This window comes from Citrobacter sp. Igbk 16 (assembly GCF_028069755.1).
Classification (GTDB): domain Bacteria; phylum Pseudomonadota; class Gammaproteobacteria; order Enterobacterales; family Enterobacteriaceae; genus Citrobacter.
This window is the reverse complement of sequence record NZ_JANEWJ010000018.1, coordinates 19,157-43,074: the sequence shown is the minus strand read 5'-3', so window position 1 is coordinate 43,074 and position 23,918 is coordinate 19,157. Positions and strand designations below refer to the sequence as shown.

Here is a 23,918-nt window from a genome sequence, read left to right as displayed (position 1 = left end):
GCAAACGGAACATAAAGCAAAGGGCGGTCATTAGACCGCCTTTTTTATTGCATGACAAAGAGACATATCATGAGCCATAACGACACCATCGTCGCTCAGGCAACCCCACCGGGACGTGGTGGTGTGGGTATTCTGCGCATCTCCGGCCTGAAAGCCCGCGAGGTCGCCGAAACCGTACTGGGTAAACTGCCAAAACCGCGTTATGCCGACTACCTGCCATTTAAAGACGCGGATGGCAGCGTGCTGGATCAGGGGATTGCGCTGTGGTTCCCTGGCCCGAACTCCTTTACCGGTGAAGACGTCTTTGAGCTTCAGGGTCACGGCGGTCCGGTCATTCTCGATCTGCTGCTTAAACGTATTCTGACCATTCCCGGCCTGCGCATTGCCAGACCAGGTGAGTTCTCCGAGCGCGCATTTCTTAACGATAAGCTCGATTTAGCCCAGGCTGAAGCAATTGCCGATCTGATCGACGCCAGCTCTGAGCAGGCGGCACGCTCGGCGCTAAATTCCTTACAGGGTGCGTTTTCTGCACGAGTCAATCATCTTGTGGAAGCACTCACTCACCTGCGCATCTATGTGGAGGCTGCGATTGATTTTCCTGATGAGGAAATTGACTTCCTGTCTGACGGCAAGATTGAAGCCCAGCTCAATAGCGTAATAGCCGATCTTGATGCCGTGCGTGCCGAAGCACGTCAGGGCAGCCTGCTACGCGAAGGCATGAAAGTGGTGATTGCCGGGCGTCCTAACGCCGGTAAATCAAGTCTGTTGAACGCCCTCGCTGGCCGTGAAGCAGCTATTGTCACCGATATCGCCGGCACCACCCGCGACGTGCTGCGTGAGCATATCCATATCGACGGTATGCCGTTGCACATCATCGATACCGCCGGTCTGCGCGACGCCAGTGACGAAGTTGAACGCATTGGTATTGAACGCGCCTGGCAGGAGATCGAACAGGCTGACCGCGTACTGTTTATGGTTGATGGCACCACCACCGACGCGGTTGACCCGGCAGACATCTGGCCAGACTTTATTGCGCGTTTACCTGCAAAACTGCCGATTACCGTCGTGCGTAACAAAGCGGATATCACGGGTGAAACGCTGGGTCTCAGCGAAGTAAATGGCCACTCACTGGTTCGCCTCTCTGCGCGTACCGGCGAAGGTGTTGACGTATTGCGCAACCATCTCAAACAGAGCATGGGCTTTGAAACCAATATGGAAGGCGGCTTCCTGGCGCGTCGTCGTCATCTGCAGGCACTGGCAGAAGCAGCGGAACATCTTCAGCAGGGCAAAGCCCAACTACTCGGAGCATGGGCCGGAGAATTGCTGGCGGAAGAGCTGCGCCTTGCACAGCAAAACCTCAGTGAAATCACCGGAGAGTTTACTTCCGACGATCTGCTGGGGCGGATTTTCTCCAGCTTCTGTATTGGTAAATAACGATGTGTTACCCGGTGGCACGATGCTTACCGGGCCTACAGGCCCCGTAGGCCGGATACGGCAACAAGTAATTTCCCATAAGGAAATCACTGTTGTCCAAATGGCAACTCGCACAGACATTCCTCTCCCCGTATTCTTAGCGCCACTTTCCTCATGAGGCCGCTATGACACGCTTTCTAATCTGCAGTTTTGCCCTTGTTCTCCTTTATCCCGCCGGGATTGATATGTATCTGGTGGGATTGCCCCGTATTGCTGCCGATTTACAAGCCAGCGAGGCTCAGTTGCATATCGCGTTCTCGGTCTACCTGGCGGGGATGGCGACGGCAATGTTGTTCGCCGGTAAAATTGCTGACCAGTCGGGTCGTAAACCGGTCGCCATTGTCGGTGCGGTGATCTTTATTATCGCCTCGGCCTTATGTTCATTCGCCGAGAGCGGTACGCCGTTCCTGGTCGGCCGTTTTGTTCAGGGCATCGGGGCAGGTTGCTGCTACGTGGTGGCCTTCGCCATCCTGCGCGATACACTCGACGATCGCCGCCGTGCGAAGGTGCTGTCGCTGCTAAACGGTATCACTTGTATCGTGCCGGTACTGGCTCCGGTGATGGGGCATCTGATTATGCTCAAATACCCCTGGCAGAGCCTGTTCTACACGATGATGGGTATGGGTGTGGTCGTTTGCCTGCTATCAGTGTTTATCCTGCGAGAATCGCGCCCAACGACGCTCCCGGCATCGGTGCAAAAGAACCAAACTACCGAATCACTGGTAAACCGCTTTTTCCTTAGCCGCCTGGCAATTACCACCCTCAGTGTGTCGGTCATCCTGACCTTTGTGAATACCTCTCCGGTGCAGCTGATGGAAGTGATGGGTTTTGACCGCGGTGAGTACGCCACGACAATGGCGATGACCGCGGGTGTCAGTATGGCGGTCTCCTTCTCAACGCCATTCGCACTGAGCATTTTTAAACCCCGCATCCTGATGCTGACTTCACAGGTATTGTTCCTGGCTGCGGGCATCGTGTTAACTCTTGCCAGTACGCACGCTGTAACGTTGTTCGGGTTAACCTTAATCTGCGCCGGATTCTCAGTCGGTTTCGGCGTTGCCATGAGCCAGGCGCTGGGGCCATTCTCGCTGCGCGCAGGCGTCGCCAGCTCGGCATTAGGCATTGCCCAGGTTTGCGGTTCATCGTTATGGATTTGGTTGGCCGCCATCCTCGGTCTCGATGCGCTGAATATGCTGATCGGGATTCTGATTGGCTGTAGCATAGTGAGTATCATGCTGATTATCACTGTTGCACCAAACCGGTCCACGCCAACTCATGAAGAAATCCCTCAGCAGTCTCGATCTTAATTTGCTGCTCTGCCTGCAGTTGTTGATGCAGGAACGCAGTGTCACTAAAACCGCCAAACGGATGAACGTCACGCCGTCGGCGGTCAGCAAATCGCTGTCGAAGCTGAGAGCCTGGTTTGACGATCCGTTGTTTGTTAACACCCCGCTGGGGCTAACACCAACGCCGCTGATGCTCAACATGGAACAGAGCCTGGCGGAGTGGATGCAGATGGGCAATCAATTGCTCGATAAGCCACACCATGAAGCACCACGTGGGCTGAAGTTTGATTTGGTGGCTGAAACGCCGCTGGTGATGATCATGTTTAACGCGCTCTCCCAACAGATCTACCAGCGTTATCCACAGGCAACGATCAAAGTGCGCAACTGGGATTACGATTCGCTGGATGCCATTATCCGTGGCGAGGTCGATATCGGCTTTACCGGGCGTGAAAGTCACCCGCGCTCACGAGAATTGCTGAGTCTGCTACCGTTATCGATCGACCACGAGGTCCTGTTTTCCGATCTCCCCTGCGTCTGGTTACGTGAAGACCATCCGGCATTGCAGGAAGAGTGGAATCTGGAAACATTCCTGCGCTATCCCCATATCAGCATTAGCTGGGAGCAGAGCGACACCTGGGCACTGGACGATGTGCTTCAGGAGATGGGGCGTGCGCGTAACATCGCATTGTGTCTCCCGGGCTTTGAGCAGTCGCTGTTTATGGCCGCGCAGCCCGATCACGCATTAATAGCCACCGCCCCGGTCTATTGTCAGCGTTACAACCAACTCCACCAGCTTCCGCTCGTGGCACGTCCAATGCCTTTTGATGCTGCGCAACTGGAGAAAATGCGCGTACCGTTCACCCTCCTTTGGCATAAACGCAACAGCCACAATCCTAAGATCGTATGGCTGAAAGAGACGATCAAGGCACTCTATCGCGAGATGTCATGAAGATCCTTTGCTATATTGTTGTTTTATTGACCTCCCTGGCTGTGGAAATGTAAATGTCGCGTAATGTATCCCGATTCCGTTTACTTTTTGGGCAGTAAAGCCTGCCTATAAGCTGCGTAAATGTTACTCTGATAATAATCACGGACCATTAATCACGGAGCGAAAAATGGCGACACATTTTGCCAGAGGGATTCTTACGGAGGGACACCTGGTTTCAGTTCGTCTCCCTACTCCATGTCATTTTGAAGCAAGAAATCTACCCACTCACCGCCGAACACGCTTTCTGGCCTCCCGAAGCCTTCTCGCTGAACTGATGTTTATGCTTTACGGCACCAGCACATTGCCTGAGATTGTTACCGAGGCGAAAGGGAAACCCATTTTTCGCGATAAAAACCTGCCTGGTTTTTCGATTTCCTATGCCGGGAATATCGTCGGCGTCGCGATTACCACAGAGGGTTCATGCGGCCTGGATATGGAGCTTCAGCGAGCAACCCGCGGGTTCCATACCCCGAATGCTACAGAAACCTACCGCTTTTCCAGCAACGAAAATCTGTGGATCAATAACCAAAACGACCCCAATGAAGCACGTGCTCAACTCATTACGTTACGCCAGAGCGTTCTCAAGCTCACTGGCGACGTGTGCAATGACGATCCACGTGAACTCCAGCTATTACCGGGTGCGGGCCGTCTGAGATGTGCTCACGTTACGCAGATAGAAGCCATTTGCGATGCCGAAGATGTGCTGGTGTGGTCGGTCGCGGTCACGCCAACCATTGAAAAACTCAAGGTTTGGGAGTTTGATGGTAAACAGGACTGGAAAAGCTTGCCTGATATCCAGACCCGCGCGAATGAGCCAACGGGTCGCCTGATCCGGTTTTCACAATTATCCGCAGCAAAAAGCCATACGCTTAACTGATTTGACCTTCATGATGAAACAGGAGTAACCATGTCTGAAACATTGAATGTTGTTACGTTACTGGGGAGCCTGCGCAAGGGTTCGTTTAATGGAATGGTTGCCCGTACGCTGCCAAAAATTGCCCCCGCGGGGATGGAAGTGAATGCGTTACCGTCGATTGGGGATATTCCTCTGTACGATGCCGACCTTCAGCAGGAAGAGGGGTTTCCGGCAAGTGTAGAAGCGCTGGCGGAACAAATCAGGAAGGCTGATGGCGTCGTTATCGTCACGCCGGAATACAACTATTCTGTTCCTGGCGGGCTGAAAAACGCCATCGACTGGCTGTCTCGTCTGCCCGATCAACCATTATCAGGCAAACCGGTGCTAATCCAGACCAGCTCAATGGGCGCCATTGGCGGCGCTCGCTGTCAGTATCATCTGCGCCAAATTCTGGTATTCCTTGATGCGATGGTGATGAACAAGCCAGAGTTTATGGGCGGCGTTATTCAGAATAAAGTAGACCCGCAGACCGGCGAAGTGATCGACCAAAGCACGCTGGACCATCTGACTGGCCAACTGACCGCGTTCGGTGATTATATTCAGCGCGTAAAAGCGTAAAAGAAAAAGCCCAGCGATATGCTGGGCTTGTTTTGCTATGGTCGAATAGACAGCGATTAATGCGCGTCGATAAACACAATCTTCAACACAAACAGCAGCGCAACAACGATGACGCACGGGCTGAGATCGCGGAAACGGCCAGTACCAATTTTCATCACGCAGTAGGAAATAAAGCCCAGCGCGATGCCTTCAGTGATGGAGAAGCTAAACGGCATCATCACAGCGGTAATAAACGCCGGAACAGCTTCAGTCAGATCATCCCACTTCACGCGCGACAGGCTGGACGTCATCAATACGCCCACGTAAATCAGCGCACCCGCTGCGGCATAGCCCGGCACCATTCCCGCCAACGGTGACAGGAAGATAACCAGCAGGAACAGCAGACCGACAACCACGGCTGTCAGACCTGTACGTCCACCGACAGAAACCCCGGAAGAGGATTCAATATATGCGGTAACGGAAGAAGTGCCGATAAACGCACCGGTAACAGACGACACGCTATCGACAAACAGAGCCTGCTTCATGCGCGGGAACTTGCCCTTGGCATCTGCCAAACCCGCTTTATCTGTGACGCCAATCAACGTACCGGAGGAGTCAAACAGGTTCACCAGCATGAACGAGAAAATAACGCCCGCCAGACCAATGTTAAATGACCCCGCCAGGTCAACATGACCAATAACAGACGTGACGCTCGGCGGCGCAGAAACGATACCGCTGTAATGAACATCACCCAACATCCACCCTAACAGCGTGGTCACAATAATGGAGATCAGCACTGCCGCGTGAATGTTGCGTGATGCCAGAATCGCGATGATAAAGAAGCCCAGAATCCCCAACAGCACGCTATGGGAAGTCAGGTTACCGATGGAAACCAGCGTGTCTTTGTTCGCAACAATAACACCGGCATTTTTCAGCCCCATCATGCCGATGAACAGGCCGATACCACTGGTGATGCCCACGCGCAGACTGACCGGGATATTCGCAATCATCCAGTAGCGTACGCGGAAAATCGTCAGCAGCAGCAGACCAATTGCGCCCCAGAAGATCGCGCCCATACCAATCTGCCATGGCAGCCCCATCGCACCGACCACCACGAAGGCAAAGAATGCGTTCAGACCCATAGCAGGTGCCAGCGCAACCGGCAGGTTGGCAAACAGCCCCATCAGGATGCTACCAAATGCAGCAATAAGACAGGTGGTAACAAAGACGGCGCTGGTGTCCATGCCAGCTACGCCAAGAATTTGCGGGTTAACAAAAACGATATACACCATCGTCAGGAAGGTGGTTAAACCGGCGATCACTTCGGTCCGTGCCGTCGTGCCATGCTCGCGCAGTTTGAACACGCGTTCCAGCATCCCCTGGCCAGAAGCCTGGGTTGTGTGTTGTTGACTCATTATCAATTTCCGAACAAGGAGGGAAAATTCGTCGCTATCCTATACCAAAATGCGACAATAGGGTTGGGTTATGAGCAACTTTTTTCATTGATTTTGCTTATACGGCAACGATTGCGTCCCCCCAATATGCATTACGAAAACGTTAAACTTGTTAAAATGGAAATGACATGTCCCAGATAGAAGCCGTATTTTTTGACTGTGACGGTACCCTTGTCGACAGTGAAGTAATTTGTTCTCGCGCGTATGTCAGCATGTTCCAGGCGTTCGGCATTACGCTCGATCTTGAAGAGACGTTTAAACGCTTCAAGGGGGTAAAGCTCTACGAAATCATCGACATTATTAACGAAGAACACGGTGTCGAACTGGCAAAAACCGAGTTAGAACCGGTTTACCGTGCTGAGGTCGCACGTCTGTTCGATACCGAGCTGGAAGTCATTGCTGGTGCGAACACACTGCTGGACAGCATGGCTGTGCCAATGTGCGTGGTGTCTAACGGTCCGGTCAGCAAAATGCAGCATTCATTGGGTAAGCTGGGCATGTTGCATCATTTTCCTGATTTACTGTTCAGCGGTTATGATATTCAGCGCTGGAAGCCTGACCCGGCACTGATGTTCCATGCGGCGAAAGCGATGAACGTCAACGTTGAGAACTGTATCCTGGTCGATGACTCCAGTGCGGGTGCCCAGGCGGGGATTGCTGCAGGAATGGAGGTTTTTTACTTCTGCGCCGATCCGCACAACAAACCGATCGATCATCCTAAAGTGACGACCTTTACCGATTTGGCACAGTTGCCGGAATTGTGGAAGGCGCGGGGTTGGGATATTACGCGGTAATTTTTTGTAGGCCCGGTAAGCATGCGCCACCGGGCGAATGGCGCAGAATGCCGGATGCGGCTTAACGCCTTATCCGGCCTACAATAGCGACGCCGGGGGATCCCGGCGAACGCAACAAGCCGCTTATTCCTTCGGATCTTTACCCGCCAGCAGCTTATCCAGCTCATCCCCGCCCACGTGACGGAAATCTTGCCCCTTCACGAAGTAGAAAATGTATTCGCAGATATTCTGGCAACGGTCACCGATACGCTCGATAGAACGCGCGCAAAACAGCGCGGTCAGCACGCTTGGAATAGTGCGCGGATCTTCCATCATGTAGGTCATCAGCTGGCGCACAATGCCTTCATATTCCTGGTCGACTTTCTTATCTTCACGGTAGATACGTACCGCTTCATCCAGATCCATACGCGCAAAGGCATCCAACACATCGTGCAACATCTGCACGGTGTGACGGCCCAGTGACTCCAGACTGACCAACAGCGGTTGATGCTGCTGGGAGAATTTCTCCAGCGCAGTACGGCAGATTTTATCCGCGACGTCACCAATACGCTCCAGCTCAGCGATGGTTTTGATGATCGCCATCACCAGGCGCAGGTCGCTCGCTGTCGGCTGACGTTTGGCGATGATACGCACGCAGGCTTCATCAATCGCCACTTCCATCATGTTGACGTTTTTATCGCCCTCAATGACGCGCTTCGCCAGATCGCTGTCCTGATTGTGCATGGCGGTAATCGCATCAGAAAGCTGCTGCTCAACCATGCCGCCCATGGTCATCACCTGGGTACGAATGCTCTCCAGTTCAGCGTTGAACTGACCGGAAATATGTTTATTAAGGTTAAGGTTATCCATCATTTCTCCAGATGCCCGGGCATATCAACCGTAGCGGCCAGTAATGTAGTCTTCTGTTTGTTTCTTCGCGGGTTTGGTGAACAGATCGTCCGTGTTGCTGAACTCAATCAACTCGCCCAGGTACATAAACGCCGTATGGTCAGAACAACGCGCAGCCTGCTGCATGTTGTGGGTGACGATAACGACGGTGTAATCCTCTTTCAGCTCAGTGATCAGCTCTTCAATACGCCCGGTGGAGATCGGGTCAAGCGCTGAACACGGTTCATCAAGCAGAAGCACTTCCGGGCGAATGGCGATACCACGCGCAATGCACAAACGCTGCTGCTGACCACCGGAGAGAGAGTATCCGCTCTGGTGTAATTTATCTTTGGTTTCATTCCACAATGCGGCTTTGGTCAACGCCCACTGCACGCGCTCGTCCATATCGGCACGGGAAAGCTTCTCAAACAGACGCACGCCAAACGCGATGTTGTCGTAGATAGACATCGGAAACGGCGTTGGCTTCTGGAAAACCATGCCGACTTTGGCACGCAGCAGCGCGATATCCTGGGTATTGGTGAGAATATTGTCACCATCCAACAGGATTTCACCTTCCGCACGCTGCTCCGGGTACAGTTCAAACATTTTGTTGAAGGTACGCAGCAGCGTTGATTTACCACAGCCTGACGGCCCGATAAACGCCGTTACCTGGTTCTTCGCAATATCCAGGTTGATGTTCTTCAGGGCATGGAATTTGCCATAGTAGAAGTTCAAATCACGAACCTGAATCTTACCTGGGGCAGTATCAACCATACTCATTTCAATCTCTTCCTCATCCGGCGCCGCATCAGCCACGCCGTAAAAATTAACCGTGTTTCTTCTTCGCGAAAATCACGCGCGCCAGAATGTTCAGCAGCAGTACGCACAGGGTAATAATCAGTACCCCAGCCCAGGCCAGTTGTTGCCACTCAGCAAACGGGCTCATCGCAAACTTAAAGATAGTGACCGGCAGGTTGGCGATTGGCTGCATCATGTCAGTGCTCCAGAATTGGTTGGAGAGCGACGTAAACAGCAGCGGAGCCGTTTCACCAGCAATACGGGCAATTGCCAGCAGAATGCCGGTAATAATGCCCGACACAGACGCCTTCAGGGTGATCGCGGAAATCATCTTCCACTTTGGTGTACCCAACGCATAGGCGGCTTCTCGCAGACTATCCGGCACCAGTTTGAGCATGTTCTCAGTGGTACGAATAACGATAGGTACCTGCAGCAGCGCCAGCGCAATCACGCCCGCCCAGCCGGAGAAGTGTTCCATTTTTGCCACCACGATGGTGTAAACGAACAGACCGACCACAATCGATGGTGCAGACAACAGGATATCGTTGATAAAGCGGATGACTTCAGCCAGCCAGGACTTACGCCCGTATTCCGCCAGGTAGATGCCCGCCATAATACCGAGCGGTGTACCAAATACGGTCGCCCACAGAATCAACAGCCCACTCCCGGCAAGCGCGTTCGCCAGACCACCACCCGCGGTGTTCGGCGGCGGAGTCATTTCGGTGAACAGTGCCAGCGACATACCGTCAATGCCACGGGTAATCGTGGACATCAGGATCCAGATAAGCCAGAACAGACCAAATGCCATCGTCGCCATCGAGAGCGTCAGCGCGATGCGGTTCTTCAGACGGCGACGCGCCTGCATTTTACGGCGTGATTCTGCCAGTGCGGCGGTGTTTTGCATTTCCAGCGTAGCCATTAGCGTGCCCCCTCGTTTTTCGCAAGGCGCATAATCATGAACTTAGACGCTGCCAGTACGATGAAGGTGATCACAAACAGGATCAGACCCAGTTCCATCAGTGCCGCAACATGCAGACCCGATTCCGCTTCAGCAAATTCGTTTGCCAGCGCAGAGGTGATACTGTTGCCCGGCATATACAGCGATGCGCTGTCGAGTTGGTAGGTGTTACCGATGATAAAGGTCACCGCCATGGTTTCACCCAGCGCGCGACCCAGACCCAGCATTACGCCGCCAATCACACCGTTTTTGGTGAACGGCAGAACGATACGCCAGATAACCTCCCAGGTAGTACAGCCAATACCGTAGGCTGACTCTTTCATCAGTACCGGCGTTTGCTCGAATACATCACGCATAACCGCCGCAATGTACGGGATGATCATGATGGCGAGGATCACGCCAGCAGCCAGAATACCGATACCAAATGCCGGGCCAGCGAACAGTGCGCCAACAAACGGAATGTTGGAAAGAATATTACCGACCGGCTCCTGGAAATACGTCGCAAACAGCGGGGCAAAGATAAACAGACCCCACATGCCGTAAACGATACTCGGGATCGCCGCCAGCAGTTCAATAGCGATACCCAGCGGGCGTCTCAGCCAGCCAGGTGCAAGTTCCGTCAGGAACAAAGCAATACCGAAACTCACCGGAACTGCGATCAGCAGTGCGATAAGTGAGGTGACCAACGTACCGTAAATCGGTACCAGTGCGCCGTAGATATCATTTGGCGCATCCCAGTCTTTGGTCCAAAGGAATGAGAAACCAAATTTCTGGATGCTTGGCCAGGAGGAGATGATCAGAGAGACAATAATGCCACCCAACATCAATAGCACAATCAGCGCAGCCAGTTTTACCAGCGCGCTGAATATCATGTCACCCTTTTTACCCGGTGGGTTAAAAGCAGGCTTGGTTGCAGCCATAAATCACTCTTCTGTTTGAGACGTCTTACGAATATGCCCGGTGGCGCTGGCGCTTACCGGGCCTACAGGATGAACCGTAGGGCGGGAAAGCGCCAGCGCCACCCGCCATCTTCGTCAAAAATATCCTGTTAGTACAGCGCTTTACCGCTGCTGTCTTTCACGTTGGTCTTCCATGCAGCACGAATCTGCTCAACCACGCTATCCGGCAAGCTGGCGTAATCCAGGTCGTTAGCCTGTTTGCCGCCATTTTTATATGCCCAGTCAAAGAATTTCAGCACTTCAACGCCTTGCTCTGGTTTCTTCTGCTCTTTATGAACCAGGATGAAGGTGGTGGAAGTGATTGGCCACGCATTGTCACCTTTCTGGTTCGTCAGATCCTGAGCGAAGGTTTTGCTCCAGTCAGCACCTTTAGCCGCATTGGCAAAGTTTTCTTCTGTCGGGCTTACCGGTTTGCCATCAGCAGAAACCAGTTTGGTGTATGCCAGGTTGTTCTGCTTAGCATAAGCATACTCAACGTAGCCAATAGAGCCTGGCAGACGCTGTACGAACGCAGCGATACCGTCATTACCTTTACCGCCCAGACCGGTCGGCCAGTTCACAGTAGAGCCTGCGCCAATTTTAGATTTCCACTCTTCGTTCACTTTCGCCAGGTAGCTGGTGAAGACGAAGGAGGTACCGGAACCATCTGCACGACGCACAACGGCAATGTTCTGAGAAGGCAGCTTCAGACCCGGGTTCAGTTTGGTGATGGCCTCATCATCCCACTTCTTAATTTTGCCGAGGTAGATATCGCCCAAGGTTTTACCGTCAAGCACCAGCTCACCGGACTTCAGGCCAGGGATATTCACCGCCAGCACCACACCGCCGATCACTGTCGGGAACTGGAACAGGCCTTCCTGAGCCAACTTCTCGTCAGATAACGGCGCATCTGATGCACCGAAATCAACGGTATTTGCGGTAATTTGTTTTACACCACCGGAGGAGCCGATACCCTGGTAGTTTACTTTGCTACCGGTCTCTTTCTGATAAGTATCAGCCCATTTGGCATACACTGGCGCAGGAAAAGTTGCACCAGCACCTGTCAGGCTCGCTGCAGCAAAGGCAGAGAACGCGCTCATAGATAAGGTCGCGGCGACAACAGTTGCGACAGTGGTACGCATAACTTTCATAATGTCTCCTGCAAGATTTTCGTAAATCATTGTTTAGTGGCTACGATGAGCAAAATAGGACAAACAGGTGACAGTTAAATGTACGAAATATGACAGTTTTATGACAATGAAAAATAATGCGCCAGGAACAATTAAAAATCTCATAGAAACAGCAAATTAACTGATTGTACGACAATCATATTTCGGCAAAATTTTCTTTTTATGACACTGAAAACAGTAGCTGAAGATGACGGACTGTCACATAAAACAGGCGGGATAATTGATTAAAAACAGAACACGTTTAAAAAAATGCCCCGCTTTGAGCAGGGCATTTTCAGTTCAGCGAGGTATTGCTTATTCCACAGTAACCGATTTTGCCAGGTTACGCGGCTGATCCACGTCAGTACCTTTAATCAGCGCGACGTGATACGCAAGCAACTGCAGCGGAACGGTATAGAAGATCGGTGCAATCACCTCTTCCACATGCGGCATCTCGATGATGTGCATATTTTCATTACTGATAAATCCTGCATCCTGATCAGCGAAGACGTACAACTGGCCGCCACGGGCACGCACTTCTTCAATGTTGGATTTCAGTTTTTCCAGCAACTCATTGTTCGGTGCAACCACGATAACCGGCATATCAGCGTCAATCAGCGCCAGCGGACCATGCTTCAGTTCACCAGCGGCATACGCTTCTGCGTGAATATAAGAAATCTCTTTCAGCTTCAGGGCGCCTTCCAGCGCAATAGGGTACTGATCACCACGACCAAGGAACAGTGCATGGTGTTTGTCAGAGAAGTCTTCCGCCAATGCAGCAATACGTTTGTCCTGTGACAGCATCTGCTCAATACGGCTCGGCAGCGCCTGCAACCCGTGAACAATCTCTTGTTCAATAGACGCATCCAGCCCTTTCAGACGAGACAGCTTCGCCACCAGCATCAACAGAACTGTCAGCTGGGTGGTAAATGCTTTCGTTGAGGCCACGCCGATTTCGGTCCCGGCATTTGTCATCATCGCCAGGTCAGATTCACGAACCAGAGAAGAGCCAGGAACGTTACAGATTGCCAGCGACCCCAGATAGCCCAGCTCTTTAGATAAGCGCAGACCCGCCAGGGTATCCGCCGTTTCACCGGACTGAGACAGGGTAATCATCAGACTGTTACGACGCACAGCGGATTTGCGATAACGGAACTCAGAAGCGATTTCCACATCACAGGGAATGCCAGCCAGCGACTCAAACCAGTAACGGGATACCATGCCTGAGTTGTATGACGTACCGCAGGCAATAATCTGGATATGCTCAACCTGAGACAGCAACGCGTTGGCATTAGGGCCAAGCTCACTTAAATCCACTTCGCCATGACTGATACGCCCGGTCAGCGTATTTTTAATCGCGTTCGGTTGCTCATAGATCTCTTTCTGCATGTAGTGGCGATAAATACCTTTTTCGCCCGCGTCATATTGCAGATTAGATTCAATATCCTGGCGTTTTACTTCAGCGCCAGTCTTGTCAAAAATAGAGACTGAACGACGCGTTACCTCGGCGATATCACCTTCTTCCAGGAAGATAAAGCGACGGGTTACCGGCAGCAGCGCCAGCTGGTCGGAAGCGATAAAGTTCTCACCCATGCCCAGACCGATAACCAGCGGGCTACCAGAACGCGCCGCCAGCAGTGTTTCAGGATTACGGGTATCCATAATCACCGTACCGTATGCGCCGCGCAATTGCGGAATAGTACGCAGTACCGCTTCACGCAGTGTACCGCCCTGTTCCAGCTCCCAGTGCACCAGGTGAGCAATCACTTCGGTGTCCGTTTCAGATACGAAGGTGTAACCACGCGCTTTCAACATTTCACGCAGCGGTTCATGGTTTTCGATGATGCCGTTATGCACCACCACAATGTGCTCAGAAACATGCGGATGCGCGTTCGCTTCTGAAGGTTCGCCATGTGTTGCCCAGCGGGTGTGGGCGATACCCGTACCACCGTGTAACGGATGTTCTTCCGCTGCAGCAGTCAGCATCTGAACTTTACCCAGACGACGCAGACGGGTCATGTTACCTTCAGCATCAACAACAGCCAGGCCGGCTGAGTCATAACCACGATATTCCAGACGACGTAAACCTTCGAGAAGGATTTCAGCTACATCACGCTGCGCGATAGCGCCAACAATTCCACACATATTTTTTGATTCCGAATTTAGGCATTGTGCCTGTCGTTGTCGGTCAACCTGTTTCCCCTTCGTCTTTCACTCCGTAGCTACGTTGGTTACGCTTGCTACAGCACGAAAAACTTTGGGTAATCCCCGTATTCCGGGTGCCCCGAGCCTTGTAGAGAGTGGGGTTATTTTTATAGGTACTGCTTTTAGAGTGGAGGATTATGTTATCCCCTCATCTCCTGTCTGCCTGATAGCGTAAGCACTTATTAACCTACAAAACGTCGCCGCACGTAGGCCGGATAAGGCAAAACCGCCATCAGGCAAAAATTATTACTTCTTCTTCACCGGGCGCTGCCAGCCCTGCTTATGGACCTGAGGTACACGGCTTAATACGAGTTCGTTATCAGCAATATTACGCGTCACTGTGGTTCCGGCAGCGATCGTCGCGCCTTTACCCACGGTGACGGGAGCCACCAGCTGAGTATCAGAACCGACAAAAACATCATCGCCAATAATGGTTTTAAACTTATTAGCGCCATCGTAGTTACAGGTAATCGTACCCGCGCCGATATTCACGTTATCGCCAATTTCAGCGTCGCCGAGATACGTCAGATGACCCGCTTTAGAACCTTTACCCAGACGCGCTTTTTTCATTTCGACGAAGTTACCCACGTGCGCACCTTCCAGCAGCTCAGCGCCTGGGCGCAGACGCGCAAAAGGCCCGATTGTACAGGCCGCTTCCAGATGGGCATCTTCCACCACGCTGTACGGGCTAAGCTCACAGCCATCGCCAATTACGCTGTTTTTGATAATGCAGCCAGTACCAATCTTGACGCGATCGCCAAGGGTTACATTGCCTTCAATGATAACGTTAGTATCAATTTCAACATCGCGCCCGTGAATAAGCGAACCGCGAAGATCAAAACGTGCTGGATCGCGCAGCATAACGCCTGCTAAGAGCAGTTTCTCTGCTTGTTCGGACTGATAGACACGTTCAAGACGGGATAACTGAAGACGGTTATTCACCCCTTCGGTTTCGCTAATACGTGCCGGATGTACCGCAGCAATTTCGCGACCTTCCTGGTACGCCATCGCAATGATATCGGTGATGTAATATTCACCCTGCACGTTGTTGTTGGTCAGTTTAGACAACCAGCGCTTCATATCAGCGCCATTGGCAATCAGGATGCCGGTGTTAATTTCCTGGATCTGGCGTTGCTCGTCGGTCGCATCTTTGTGCTCAACGATGCCAGTAACTTTGCCGTTATCACGCGTAATGCGCCCATAGCCGGTTGGGTCGTCCAGTTTTACGGTTAATAAGCCAATACCACCCTGAGGTTTAGCATCGCGCAGGCGGCGTAACGTTTCGGTGGAGATTAACGGCACATCGCCATAAAGCATTAAAATGTCCTCGTCATCACCAAAGAACGGTGCAGCCTGCTGCATTGCATGACCGGTTCCCAACTGCTCTGCCTGCAGAACCCAGTTCAGATTGCCATCTTTCAACGTCTGCTGAAGCAAATCACCACCATGCCCGTAGACCAGGTGTACATGAGTTGCGCCTAATTCATTAGCGGCATCAATAACATGCTGCACCATCGCTTTACCTGCGAGAGTGTGCAGCACTTTAGGAAGATCGGAATACATACGTGTACCTTTGCCTGCGGCAAGGATCACGACGCTCATAGCATTATTCAACATACACATCCTGACTGTCATTTGAGAACGAATTTATACCCTTTCACATTGAAAATACTACATTTTTTTCATCATGAAATGGGCCGAAGATAAAACGTTCAATAGGGGAAAATCCCTAACTATTAACTCACTATTTTCGACTATATCGGCGCCTTTTGTCTCCCAAAAACCAGGAGCATGCTCTTATTAAAGCCTTAGGTTAATGTTTTTGCTATTTTTTTGCCCCATGAATAAAGAATTGGGTAAGCAACGCACGATTTTTTTATATGATTCAGTGACAAGCAGAAAAATGGAGAAGGTAACAATTAGGGGGAGAGGAGGAGTGTACAAACAAGAGGGTAAGGAGCTAAATAAATGGCGCTTGCTCTCAACGATGTGAAGCCTCGCGCCACATAACAGACAGGTATGACTAAACGTCCATACTGCTGAAAAGGGCGATGATTTTGTTGAACAATTTCATGTTGGTATCCTGTTTTTATCTGAGTTAATTATGTGACATACATCACAAAAACAAGTCTACGCTTCATTTTTTAATCGATCAATAGTTATGTGATGCAGATCACATAAAATCAAAACACCTTTTCAGTTTCAAAATATCTAAAACTCAGGCAAAAAAAAACCAGCCTGCTAGCAGACTGGTTTTCGTATTTTCAAGCCGGTGTTACATCGCTTTTTTGGTCAACTCGATAACGCGCAGTTTCGCGATCGCTTTGGCCAGTTCCGCAGATGCCTGAGCGTAATCCACGTCACCATGAGAGCTCTTAATATGCTCTTCAGCCTTGCGTTTCGCTTCCAGGGCTCTCGCTTCATCGAGATCCTGACCGCGAATCGCGGTATCAGCCAGTACGGTCACGTTGCCAGGCTGCACTTCAAGAATGCCGCCGGACAGATAGATAAACTCTTCATGACCGAACTGTTTAACGATGCGGATCATACCAGGCTTAATGGCGGTGAGCAGCGGTGCGTGACCCGGGAAAATACCCAGTTCACCTTCACTACCCGTTACCTGGATTTTTTCGACCAGACCAGAGAACATTTGTTGCTCTGCGCTGACGACGTCCAGGTGGTAAGTCATTGCCATATCACCCTCCGATTAAGGCGTTAAAGTTTTTTGGCTTTTTCTACGGCTTCGTCGATAGAACCAACCATGTAGAACGCCTGCTCTGGCAGGTGGTCGTATTCGCCTTCCATGATGCCTTTAAAGCCACGGATGGTGTCTTTCAGGGAAACGTACTTACCTGGAGAACCGGTGAATACTTCCGCAACGAAGAACGGCTGGGACAGGAAGCGCTGGATCTTACGCGCACGAGCTACCACCAGTTTATCTTCTTCAGACAGTTCATCCATACCCAGGATGGCGATGATGTCTTTCAGTTCCTGATAACGCTGCAGCAGGGACTGTACGCCACGCGCAGTGTCATAGTGTTCCTGACCAACAACCAGCGGATCCAGCTGACGGCTGGTGGAGTCCAGCGGATCAACTGCCGGGTAAATACCCAGAGAAGCGATCTGACGGCTCAGTACCACGGTTGCATCCAGGTGAGCAAAGGTGGTTGCTGGGGATGGGTCAGTCAAGTCATCCGCAGGTACGTATACCGCCTGAACGGAGGTGATAGAACCGGTTTTGGTAGAAGTGATACGTTCCTGCAGAACACCCATCTCTTCCGCCAGGGTCGGCTGGTAACCTACCGCTGATGGCATACGACCCAGCAGTGCGGATACTTCCGTACCGGCCAGGGTGTAACGATAGATGTTATCGACGAACAGCAGTACGTCACGACCTTCGTCACGGAATTTCTCAGCCATGGTCAGACCGGTCAGCGCAACGCGCAGACGGTTTCCCGGCGGCTCGTTCATCTGGCCATAAACCAGGGATACTTTATCCAGAACGTTGGAGTCGGTCATTTCGTGGTAGAAGTCGTTACCCTCACGAGTACGTTCACCCACACCCGCAAACACAGAGTAACCGGAGTGCTCGATCGCGATGTTACGGATCAGCTCCATCATGTTTACGGTTTTACCTACACCCGCACCACCGAACAGACCAACTTTACCGCCCTTAGCGAACGGACACATCAGGTCGATAACTTTGATGCCGGTTTCCAGCAGTTCCTGAGAGCTGGACAGCTCTTCATAGGAAGGTGCTGCGCGGTGGATAGCCCAACGCTCTTCTTCACCGATATCGCCTTTCATGTCGATCGGGTGACCCAGAACGTTCATGATACGACCCAGAGTTGCTTTACCTACCGGGACTTCGATCGGGTGTTCGAGGTCTTTAACTTCCAGACCACGACGCAGACCGTCGGAAGAACCCATGGCGATGGTACGTACGATACCGCCGCCGAGCTGCTGCTGAACTTCCAGCACCAGGCTCTCTTTACCATTCATAACCTCAAGAGCATCGTACACGCGCGGTACGGCATCCTGAGGGAATTCGACGTCAACCACGGCGCCGATTACCTGGACAATTTTTCCAGTAGCCATCTTGAATCCTCTACGAATTAACCTGGTTATACCGCGGATGCACCACCGACGATTTCGGTGAGTTCCTGAGTAATGCTGGCCTGACGAGCTTTGTTGTATACCAACTGCAGCTCTTTAATCAGGCTGCCGCCATTGTCGGTCGCGGCTTTCATCGCCACCATACGTGCGGCCTGCTCGCTGGCCAGGTTTTCTACCACGCCCTGATAAACCTGAGATTCAACGTAACGACGCAGCAGGGTATCCAGCAGCGGTTTCGGGTCTGGTTCATACAGGTAATCCCAGGCTTTTTGTTTTAACTCTTCATCTTCTGAAGCCGGTAAAGGCAGCAGCTGAGTGAGAGTCGGAACCTGAGACATGGTGTTAATAAATTTGTTGCTGACAACGTACAGTCTGTCCAGACGACCTTCATCGTAGGCCTGCAGCATCACTTTAACCGGGCCGATCAGTTCGGACAGGGAAGGGTTATCCCCCATACCGGTTACCTGAGCAACCACGTTACCGCCTACGGAATTAAAGAAAGACACGCCCTTTGAGCCGATCATTGCGATGTCGCACTGAACGCCTTTATCGGACCATGTTTTCATATCCGCCAGCAGCTTTTTAAACAGGTTAATGTTCAAGCCACCGCACAGACCACGGTCGGTCGACACCACCAGGTAGCCCACGCGCTTAACGTCGCGTTCTTCCAGGTAAGGGTGCTTATATTCCAGATTACCATTCGCAAGGTGACCAATCACTTTGCGCATGGTCTCTGCATAAGGACGGCTGGCCGCCATGCGATCCTGCGATTTACGCATTTTGGAAGCGGCGACCATCTCCATCGCTTTAGTGATCTTCTGCGTGTTCTGGACGCTTGCGATCTTACTACGTATCTCTTTTGCGCCGGCCATGAGCTTCTCCTCAATGCCTTGCGGTCCGCCCTAAGACAGACCGCCAGACGTTACCAGGACTGGGTTGCTTTGAAGGAATCGAGGATAGCTTTCAGCTTGCCTTCGATTTCATCGTTATAGCCACCGGACTGGTTAATCTCTTGCATCAGCGGAGCGTGATCACGGTCAACGTAAGCCAGCAGAGCCGCTTCGAAGCTACCGATTTTCGCCAGTTCCACATCTTCGAGGTAACCGCGTTCAGCCGCAAACAGCACCACACCCTGCTGTGCAACAGACATTGGGGCATACTGTTTCTGCTTCAGCAGTTCAGTTACTTTCTGACCGTGGCTCAGCTGCTTACGCGTAGCTTCGTCAAGGTCGGAAGCGAACTGAGAAAACGCTGCCAGTTCACGATACTGTGCCAGAGCGGTACGGATACCACCGGACAGTTTCTTGATGATCTTGGTCTGCGCTGCACCACCTACACGAGATACGGAGATCCCCGGGTTAACTGCCGGACGAATACCGGAGTTGAACAGGTTGGTTTCCAGGAAGATCTGACCATCGGTAATGGAAATTACGTTGGTCGGAACGAACGCAGAAACGTCACCCGCCTGGGTTTCGATAATCGGCAGTGCGGTCAGGGAGCCGGTTTTACCTTTGACTTCACCATTGGTGAATTTCTCAACGTATTCCGCGTTAACGCGGGATGCGCGTTCCAGCAGACGAGAGTGGAGGTAAAATACGTCGCCTGGGAATGCTTCACGTCCTGGTGGACGACGGAGCAGCAGGGAAACCTGACGGTAAGCAACAGCCTGTTTGGACAGGTCATCATAAACGATCAGTGCATCTTCACCGCGGTCACGGAAGTATTCGCCCATTGCGCAACCGGCATAAGGTGCCAGGTATTGCAGTGCAGCAGATTCAGACGCGGTCGCCACAACAACGATGGTGTTGGACAGTGCGCCATGTTCTTCCAGTTTACGAACCACGTTAGAAATGGTGGACGCTTTCTGGCCGATAGCCACGTACACACATTTGATGCCGGAGTCACGCTGGTTGATGATGGCATCGATTGCCATCGCGGTTTTACCGGTCTGACGGTCACCGATGATCAACTCACGCTGGCCACGACCGATTGGGATCATGGCATCAACGGATTTATAACCGGTCTGTACCGGCTGATCTACGGACTGACGTTCGATTACGCCTGGTGCGATAACTTCGATTGGCGAGAAGCCATCGTTATCAACCGGACCTTTACCGTCAATTGGGGAACCCAGAGTGTTCACCACACGACCCAGCAGGCCACGGCCAACCGGAACTTCCAGAATACGACCCGTACACTTAACCTTCATGCCTTCGGCGAGGTCAGCGTATGGACCCATCACAACTGCACCTACGGAGTCGCGCTCCAGGTTCAGTGCGATAGCGTAACGGTTACCCGGCAGAGAGATCATTTCCCCCTGCATACAGTCAGCAAGACCGTGGATGCGGATAACACCGTCACTTACAGAAACAATAGTACCTTCGTTGTGAGCTTCACTCACAACACTGAACTGAGCAATGCGCTGCTTGATCAGTTCGCTGATTTCGGTGGAATTCAGTTGCATGCTCCAGTCCCCTTAAGACTGCAAGACGTCTGCAAGGCGCTCAAGACGGCCGCGTACGCTGCCATCAATGACCATATCACCCGCACGGATGATTACGCCTGCCATTACAGACTTATCGATTTTGCAATTCAGCTTAACTTTGCGTGACAGACGTTTTTCCATCGCTGCACTAATCTTCGTAAGCTGTTCATCACTCAGTGCATTGGCAGAAGTGACTTCTACCTCAGAGATAGCCTCACTGGCTGCACGCAGGTGAATAAACTGCTCAAGAACATCCGGGAGCGCATTAAGACGGTTATTTTCAGCCATTACCTTAATCAGGTTTTGACCGCTTTCGTCCAACTGCTCACCGCAGATTGCGATAAACGACTCAGCGAGCGTTTCCGGCGCCAGCGCGCCAGAGAGAAGCTCTGCCATTTGTTCGTTCTTCGTCACCTCAGCGGCAAACGTCAGCATATCCTGCCAACGGTCAACGCTTTGGTGCTCAACGGCAAAGTCAAAAGCTGCTTTGGCGTAGGGGCGAGCTACCGTAATAAATTCAGACATCAGCCCCTCCCTCCTTACAGTTCAGCGACAAGTTTGTCCACGATGTCGCTGTTAGCAGCTTCATCCACGGAACGTTCGATGATCTTCTCGGCGCCAGCAACAGCCAGGACAGCAACTTGCTTACGCAGCTCTTCGCGAGCACGTTTACGCTCGGCGTCAATTTCCGCCTGCGCTTGTGCCACGATTTTAGTACGTTCCTGCTCTGCTTCAGTTTTAGCTTCGTCCAGGATCTGAGCGCGGCGTTTGTTTGCCTGCTCGATAATTACCTGAGCTTCCGCCTTCGCTTTTTTCAGCTGGTCAGTCGCGCTGGCCTTTGCAAGGTCAAGATCCTTATGTGCTCGTTCAGCAGAAGCAAGACCGTCAGCAATTTCTTTTTGACGTTTTTCGATGGCTGCCATTAATGGCGGCCATACGTACTTCATGCAGAACAGAACGAACAGGACAAACGCGATGGCCTGGCCGAGGATTGTTGCGTTAAGATTCACAGCACAATGCCTCTATCTAGTTAACGTTCTGATATTGCTCTTAATTCAAGCAACGCTTACTACGCGACAGCGAACATCACGTACAGACCCAGACCTACAGCGATCATCGGGATAGCATCCACCAGACCCATAACGATAAAGAACTGAGTACGCAGCAGAGGAATCAGATCAGGTTGACGCGCTGCGCCTTCCAGGAATTTACCCCCGAGGATGCCGATACCGATCGCAGCACCGATTGCCGCCAGACCCATCATCACAGCGGCAGCCATGTACAGCAGATCCATATTCAGGTTTTCCATGACAGTCTCCAGTTTGTTTCAGTTAAAACGTAGTAGTGTTGGTAAATTAATGCTCTTCAGACGCCATCGACAGATAGACAATCGTCAGAACCATGAAGATGAAGGCTTGCAGCGTGATAATCAGTATGTGGAAAATGGCCCACGGCACATTCAGAATCCACTGTGACCACCACGGCAACAGACCAGCAATCAGAATGAAAATCAGCTCACCAGCGTACATGTTGCCGAACAGTCGCAGACCAAGAGAAACTGGTTTGGACAGCAGGCTTACCCCTTCAAGGATTAAGTTGACAGGAATGAACGCCCAGTGATTGAACGGCTGCAGCGTCAACTCTTTCGCGAAGCCGCCGATGCCTTTCATTTTGATGCTGTAGAACAGAATCAGGATAAACACGCCCAGCGCCATCGACAGGGTGATGTTTACGTCCGCAGACGGAACTACGCGCAGCGCCGGCAGGCCCAGTATATGCTCAGCAATATACGGCAGCAGGTCGATTGGCAGTAAATCCATCAGGTTCATCAGGAAGACCCAGACGAAGATCGTCAGGGCAAGCGGTGCGATAACCTTGCTTTTGCCATGGTACATGTCTTTGACACTGCCATGAACAAAGCCGATTACCAGCTCAATCGCGGTCTGAAATTTCCCTGGTACGCCGCTGGTTGCCTTTTTGGCCACGCTACGGAACATAAGCAGGAACAACAGACCCAGCACCACCGAGAAGAACATGGAGTCAATATTGAGCGTCCAGAAGGTGGCTGGGGGGTTATGCGGATCTACCAGCGAGAAAGTACGCAGGTCCAACTGAAGGTTATTCAGATGGTGCCCTATGTATTCCTGCGGCGTCATATTTTCAGAAGCCATGATGCCTTTTACCCTTTGTTGTTAATTACAGCCGGTGCCAGTATCTGAACCACCAGCACCAAAACCCACGTAACGATCAGCGGTAAGAACACCGCCTTCAAAACCGCCAACGCCACCACAAGCAAAACCAGCATCGCTAACACCTTGAAGGCTTCGCCGAAAGCGAACGACCAGGCCACTCGGCCCTTTGCTGGTGTATGTGCCTGGTGACGCCAGGCAAATATCATAAACAACATATTAGGCAGTAACACTGCCAATCCCCCGCATAATGCGGAGATGCCCCAGAAAGGGTCTTTGAGGCTAAACAGCAATCCACTTGCTATTACCGCCAGAAGCTGTGTGAGCAGAAGCTTACGAGCAACGTTTCGACTCAAGAGCGACATAGACATCACGTTTTTACTCCTGCTCCCTTCGAGGTATGCCGCGTGTCGTATAAAACGTTCTTTATGGCTTAGAGTCAAGCATCAAAAAGCGGTCAAATTATACGGTGCGCCTTCGTGATTTCAAACAATAAGTAGCTAAAAAGTGAATAAATGTTTAAATATTTTTCTCCAGGCCACATTTATTACTTTTTGGCAAACTGTGAACGATCATGCAAAACTGCAAATACCGCGTAAACACTGGCGACAAAGCGTGCACCAGATCACATATTGAACATATTCACCTTCGCTCAATTAATTTACGTGGCAAATGATGCCTTTTCATCTTTTTGATATTTAAGCGTAAAAACCGTCACTATTTTAGAAATAGCCCCTAACAACAA

Annotated in this window: 23 protein-coding genes; 6 read left to right on the top strand and 17 right to left on the bottom strand. The window is 51.6% G+C overall.

Going from position 1 to position 23,918, the window contains the following annotated elements:
• Window positions 1-69: 69 nt before the first annotated feature.
• The 5 genes from mnmE (at window position 70) to NNO03_RS13455 (ending at window position 5,221) form a co-directional block, all read left to right on the top strand.
• Entirely contained in the window at window positions 70-1,434 is a 1,365-nt protein-coding gene (gene mnmE / locus NNO03_RS13475) for a tRNA uridine-5-carboxymethylaminomethyl(34) synthesis GTPase MnmE (RefSeq protein ID WP_271449745.1), read from the top strand.
• Window positions 1,435-1,598: 164 nt separating this feature from the next.
• Window positions 1,599-2,780 (top strand): MFS transporter, encoded by a 1,182-nt coding sequence (locus NNO03_RS13470; protein WP_271449744.1) that lies wholly within the window; start codon window positions 1,599-1,601, stop codon window positions 2,778-2,780.
• A complete protein-coding gene (gene yidZ / locus NNO03_RS13465) occupies window positions 2,749-3,708 on the top strand; it encodes an HTH-type transcriptional regulator YidZ (protein WP_101742130.1) in 960 nt (319 codons plus the stop codon). The genes NNO03_RS13470 and yidZ overlap by 32 nt, the downstream gene beginning before the upstream one ends.
• A 166-nt stretch (window positions 3,709-3,874) precedes the next feature.
• Window positions 3,875-4,624 carry a 4'-phosphopantetheinyl transferase superfamily protein gene (locus NNO03_RS13460; RefSeq protein WP_271449743.1) on the top strand — a complete coding sequence of 250 codons (750 nt, stop codon included), beginning with the start codon at window positions 3,875-3,877 and terminating at the stop codon, window positions 4,622-4,624.
• Between the two features lie 30 nt (window positions 4,625-4,654).
• Entirely contained in the window at window positions 4,655-5,221 is a 567-nt protein-coding gene (locus tag NNO03_RS13455) for an NADPH-dependent FMN reductase (RefSeq protein ID WP_003827046.1), read from the top strand.
• A gap of 56 nt (window positions 5,222-5,277) precedes the next feature.
• Here the strand turns inward: NNO03_RS13455 and adeP are convergent, their stop codons facing one another.
• Entirely contained in the window at window positions 5,278-6,615 is a 1,338-nt protein-coding gene (gene adeP, locus NNO03_RS13450) for an adenine permease AdeP (RefSeq protein WP_271449742.1), read from the bottom strand.
• Between the two features lie 167 nt (window positions 6,616-6,782).
• Between adeP and yieH the strand changes: the two genes are divergently transcribed.
• On the top strand, window positions 6,783-7,448 hold the full coding sequence (yieH, locus tag NNO03_RS13445) for a 6-phosphogluconate phosphatase (RefSeq protein WP_271449741.1): 666 nt from the start codon (window positions 6,783-6,785) through the stop codon (window positions 7,446-7,448).
• Between the two features lie 123 nt (window positions 7,449-7,571).
• Here yieH and phoU read toward each other — a convergent pair whose 3' ends face one another.
• From phoU to atpI, 16 genes are all read right to left on the bottom strand, one after another.
• Window positions 7,572-8,297 (bottom strand): phosphate signaling complex protein PhoU, encoded by a 726-nt coding sequence (phoU, locus tag NNO03_RS13440; protein WP_006687755.1) that lies wholly within the window; start codon window positions 8,295-8,297, stop codon window positions 7,572-7,574.
• A 24-nt stretch (window positions 8,298-8,321) separates the two neighbouring features.
• Window positions 8,322-9,095, bottom strand: a complete 774-nt coding sequence (gene pstB, locus NNO03_RS13435) for a phosphate ABC transporter ATP-binding protein PstB (RefSeq protein WP_003023821.1) — start codon at window positions 9,093-9,095, stop codon at window positions 8,322-8,324.
• A 46-nt stretch (window positions 9,096-9,141) separates the two neighbouring features.
• On the bottom strand, window positions 9,142-10,032 hold the full coding sequence (pstA, locus tag NNO03_RS13430) for a phosphate ABC transporter permease PstA (RefSeq protein WP_271441445.1): 891 nt from the start codon (window positions 10,030-10,032) through the stop codon (window positions 9,142-9,144).
• Entirely contained in the window at window positions 10,032-10,991 is a 960-nt protein-coding gene (gene pstC / locus NNO03_RS13425) for a phosphate ABC transporter permease PstC (protein WP_048213782.1), read from the bottom strand. The genes pstA and pstC overlap by 1 nt, the downstream gene beginning before the upstream one ends.
• Window positions 10,992-11,119: 128 nt before the next feature.
• Entirely contained in the window at window positions 11,120-12,160 is a 1,041-nt protein-coding gene (gene pstS / locus NNO03_RS13420) for a phosphate ABC transporter substrate-binding protein PstS (protein ID WP_005121464.1), read from the bottom strand.
• A gap of 333 nt (window positions 12,161-12,493) precedes the next feature.
• Window positions 12,494-14,323 (bottom strand): glutamine--fructose-6-phosphate transaminase (isomerizing), encoded by a 1,830-nt coding sequence (gene glmS, locus NNO03_RS13415; protein ID WP_005121462.1) that lies wholly within the window; start codon window positions 14,321-14,323, stop codon window positions 12,494-12,496.
• A 306-nt stretch (window positions 14,324-14,629) separates the two neighbouring features.
• Complete coding sequence (gene glmU, locus NNO03_RS13410) at window positions 14,630-16,000, bottom strand: bifunctional UDP-N-acetylglucosamine diphosphorylase/glucosamine-1-phosphate N-acetyltransferase GlmU (protein WP_271442714.1); 1,371 nt, start codon at window positions 15,998-16,000, stop codon at window positions 14,630-14,632.
• Between the two features lie 658 nt (window positions 16,001-16,658).
• Entirely contained in the window at window positions 16,659-17,078 is a 420-nt protein-coding gene (locus tag NNO03_RS13405; RefSeq protein ID WP_005121460.1) for a F0F1 ATP synthase subunit epsilon, read from the bottom strand.
• A 20-nt stretch (window positions 17,079-17,098) separates the two neighbouring features.
• The gene (gene atpD / locus NNO03_RS13400; protein WP_003023806.1) at window positions 17,099-18,481 is read right to left on the bottom strand and encodes a F0F1 ATP synthase subunit beta; all 1,383 of its coding nucleotides are present in this window, start codon (window positions 18,479-18,481) and stop codon (window positions 17,099-17,101) included.
• Between the two features lie 26 nt (window positions 18,482-18,507).
• Window positions 18,508-19,371 carry a F0F1 ATP synthase subunit gamma gene (gene atpG / locus NNO03_RS13395; RefSeq protein ID WP_005121458.1) on the bottom strand — a complete coding sequence of 288 codons (864 nt, stop codon included), beginning with the start codon at window positions 19,369-19,371 and terminating at the stop codon, window positions 18,508-18,510.
• Window positions 19,372-19,421: 50 nt separating this feature from the next.
• Window positions 19,422-20,963 carry a F0F1 ATP synthase subunit alpha gene (gene atpA, locus NNO03_RS13390; protein ID WP_003827026.1) on the bottom strand — a complete coding sequence of 514 codons (1,542 nt, stop codon included), beginning with the start codon at window positions 20,961-20,963 and terminating at the stop codon, window positions 19,422-19,424.
• Between the two features lie 12 nt (window positions 20,964-20,975).
• Window positions 20,976-21,509, bottom strand: coding sequence for a F0F1 ATP synthase subunit delta (gene atpH / locus NNO03_RS13385; protein WP_005121457.1), 534 nt, complete (start codon window positions 21,507-21,509; stop codon window positions 20,976-20,978).
• A 14-nt stretch (window positions 21,510-21,523) separates the two neighbouring features.
• The gene (atpF, locus tag NNO03_RS13380; RefSeq protein ID WP_040232304.1) at window positions 21,524-21,994 is read right to left on the bottom strand and encodes a F0F1 ATP synthase subunit B; all 471 of its coding nucleotides are present in this window, start codon (window positions 21,992-21,994) and stop codon (window positions 21,524-21,526) included.
• Between the two features lie 59 nt (window positions 21,995-22,053).
• On the bottom strand, window positions 22,054-22,293 hold the full coding sequence (gene atpE / locus NNO03_RS13375; RefSeq protein ID WP_000429386.1) for a F0F1 ATP synthase subunit C: 240 nt from the start codon (window positions 22,291-22,293) through the stop codon (window positions 22,054-22,056).
• Window positions 22,294-22,339: 46 nt separating this feature from the next.
• Window positions 22,340-23,155: a F0F1 ATP synthase subunit A gene (gene atpB / locus NNO03_RS13370; RefSeq protein ID WP_005121454.1), complete on the bottom strand. Its 816-nt coding sequence runs from the start codon at window positions 23,153-23,155 to the stop codon at window positions 22,340-22,342.
• Window positions 23,156-23,163: 8 nt separating this feature from the next.
• Window positions 23,164-23,544, bottom strand: a complete 381-nt coding sequence (gene atpI, locus NNO03_RS13365; protein WP_045449005.1) for a F0F1 ATP synthase subunit I — start codon at window positions 23,542-23,544, stop codon at window positions 23,164-23,166.
• Between the last annotated feature and the right edge of the window lie 374 nt (window positions 23,545-23,918).

What these genes read in the sequence shown, in the direction of transcription:
- mnmE (WP_271449745.1), top strand. Translation starts at nt 70, where the DNA reads ATGAGCCATAACGACACCATCGTCGCTCAGGCAACCCCACCGGGACGT.
- NNO03_RS13470 (WP_271449744.1), top strand. Translation starts at nt 1,599, where the DNA reads ATGACACGCTTTCTAATCTGCAGTTTTGCCCTTGTTCTCCTTTATCCC.
- yidZ (WP_101742130.1), top strand. Translation starts at nt 2,749, where the DNA reads ATGAAGAAATCCCTCAGCAGTCTCGATCTTAATTTGCTGCTCTGCCTG.
- NNO03_RS13460 (WP_271449743.1), top strand. Translation starts at nt 3,875, where the DNA reads ATGGCGACACATTTTGCCAGAGGGATTCTTACGGAGGGACACCTGGTT.
- NNO03_RS13455 (WP_003827046.1), top strand. Translation starts at nt 4,655, where the DNA reads ATGTCTGAAACATTGAATGTTGTTACGTTACTGGGGAGCCTGCGCAAG.
- adeP (WP_271449742.1), bottom strand. Translation starts at nt 6,615, where the DNA reads ATGAGTCAACAACACACAACCCAGGCTTCTGGCCAGGGGATGCTGGAA.
- yieH (WP_271449741.1), top strand. Translation starts at nt 6,783, where the DNA reads ATGTCCCAGATAGAAGCCGTATTTTTTGACTGTGACGGTACCCTTGTC.
- phoU (WP_006687755.1), bottom strand. Translation starts at nt 8,297, where the DNA reads ATGGATAACCTTAACCTTAATAAACATATTTCCGGTCAGTTCAACGCT.
- pstB (WP_003023821.1), bottom strand. Translation starts at nt 9,095, where the DNA reads ATGAGTATGGTTGATACTGCCCCAGGTAAGATTCAGGTTCGTGATTTG.
- pstA (WP_271441445.1), bottom strand. Translation starts at nt 10,032, where the DNA reads ATGGCTACGCTGGAAATGCAAAACACCGCCGCACTGGCAGAATCACGC.
- pstC (WP_048213782.1), bottom strand. Translation starts at nt 10,991, where the DNA reads ATGGCTGCAACCAAGCCTGCTTTTAACCCACCGGGTAAAAAGGGTGAC.
- pstS (WP_005121464.1), bottom strand. Translation starts at nt 12,160, where the DNA reads ATGAAAGTTATGCGTACCACTGTCGCAACTGTTGTCGCCGCGACCTTA.
- glmS (WP_005121462.1), bottom strand. Translation starts at nt 14,323, where the DNA reads ATGTGTGGAATTGTTGGCGCTATCGCGCAGCGTGATGTAGCTGAAATC.
- glmU (WP_271442714.1), bottom strand. Translation starts at nt 16,000, where the DNA reads ATGTTGAATAATGCTATGAGCGTCGTGATCCTTGCCGCAGGCAAAGGT.
- NNO03_RS13405 (WP_005121460.1), bottom strand. Translation starts at nt 17,078, where the DNA reads ATGGCAATGACTTACCACCTGGACGTCGTCAGCGCAGAGCAACAAATG.
- atpD (WP_003023806.1), bottom strand. Translation starts at nt 18,481, where the DNA reads ATGGCTACTGGAAAAATTGTCCAGGTAATCGGCGCCGTGGTTGACGTC.
- atpG (WP_005121458.1), bottom strand. Translation starts at nt 19,371, where the DNA reads ATGGCCGGCGCAAAAGAGATACGTAGTAAGATCGCAAGCGTCCAGAAC.
- atpA (WP_003827026.1), bottom strand. Translation starts at nt 20,963, where the DNA reads ATGCAACTGAATTCCACCGAAATCAGCGAACTGATCAAGCAGCGCATT.
- atpH (WP_005121457.1), bottom strand. Translation starts at nt 21,509, where the DNA reads ATGTCTGAATTTATTACGGTAGCTCGCCCCTACGCCAAAGCAGCTTTT.
- atpE (WP_000429386.1), bottom strand. Translation starts at nt 22,293, where the DNA reads ATGGAAAACCTGAATATGGATCTGCTGTACATGGCTGCCGCTGTGATG.
- atpB (WP_005121454.1), bottom strand. Translation starts at nt 23,155, where the DNA reads ATGGCTTCTGAAAATATGACGCCGCAGGAATACATAGGGCACCATCTG.
- atpI (WP_045449005.1), bottom strand. Translation starts at nt 23,544, where the DNA reads ATGTCTATGTCGCTCTTGAGTCGAAACGTTGCTCGTAAGCTTCTGCTC.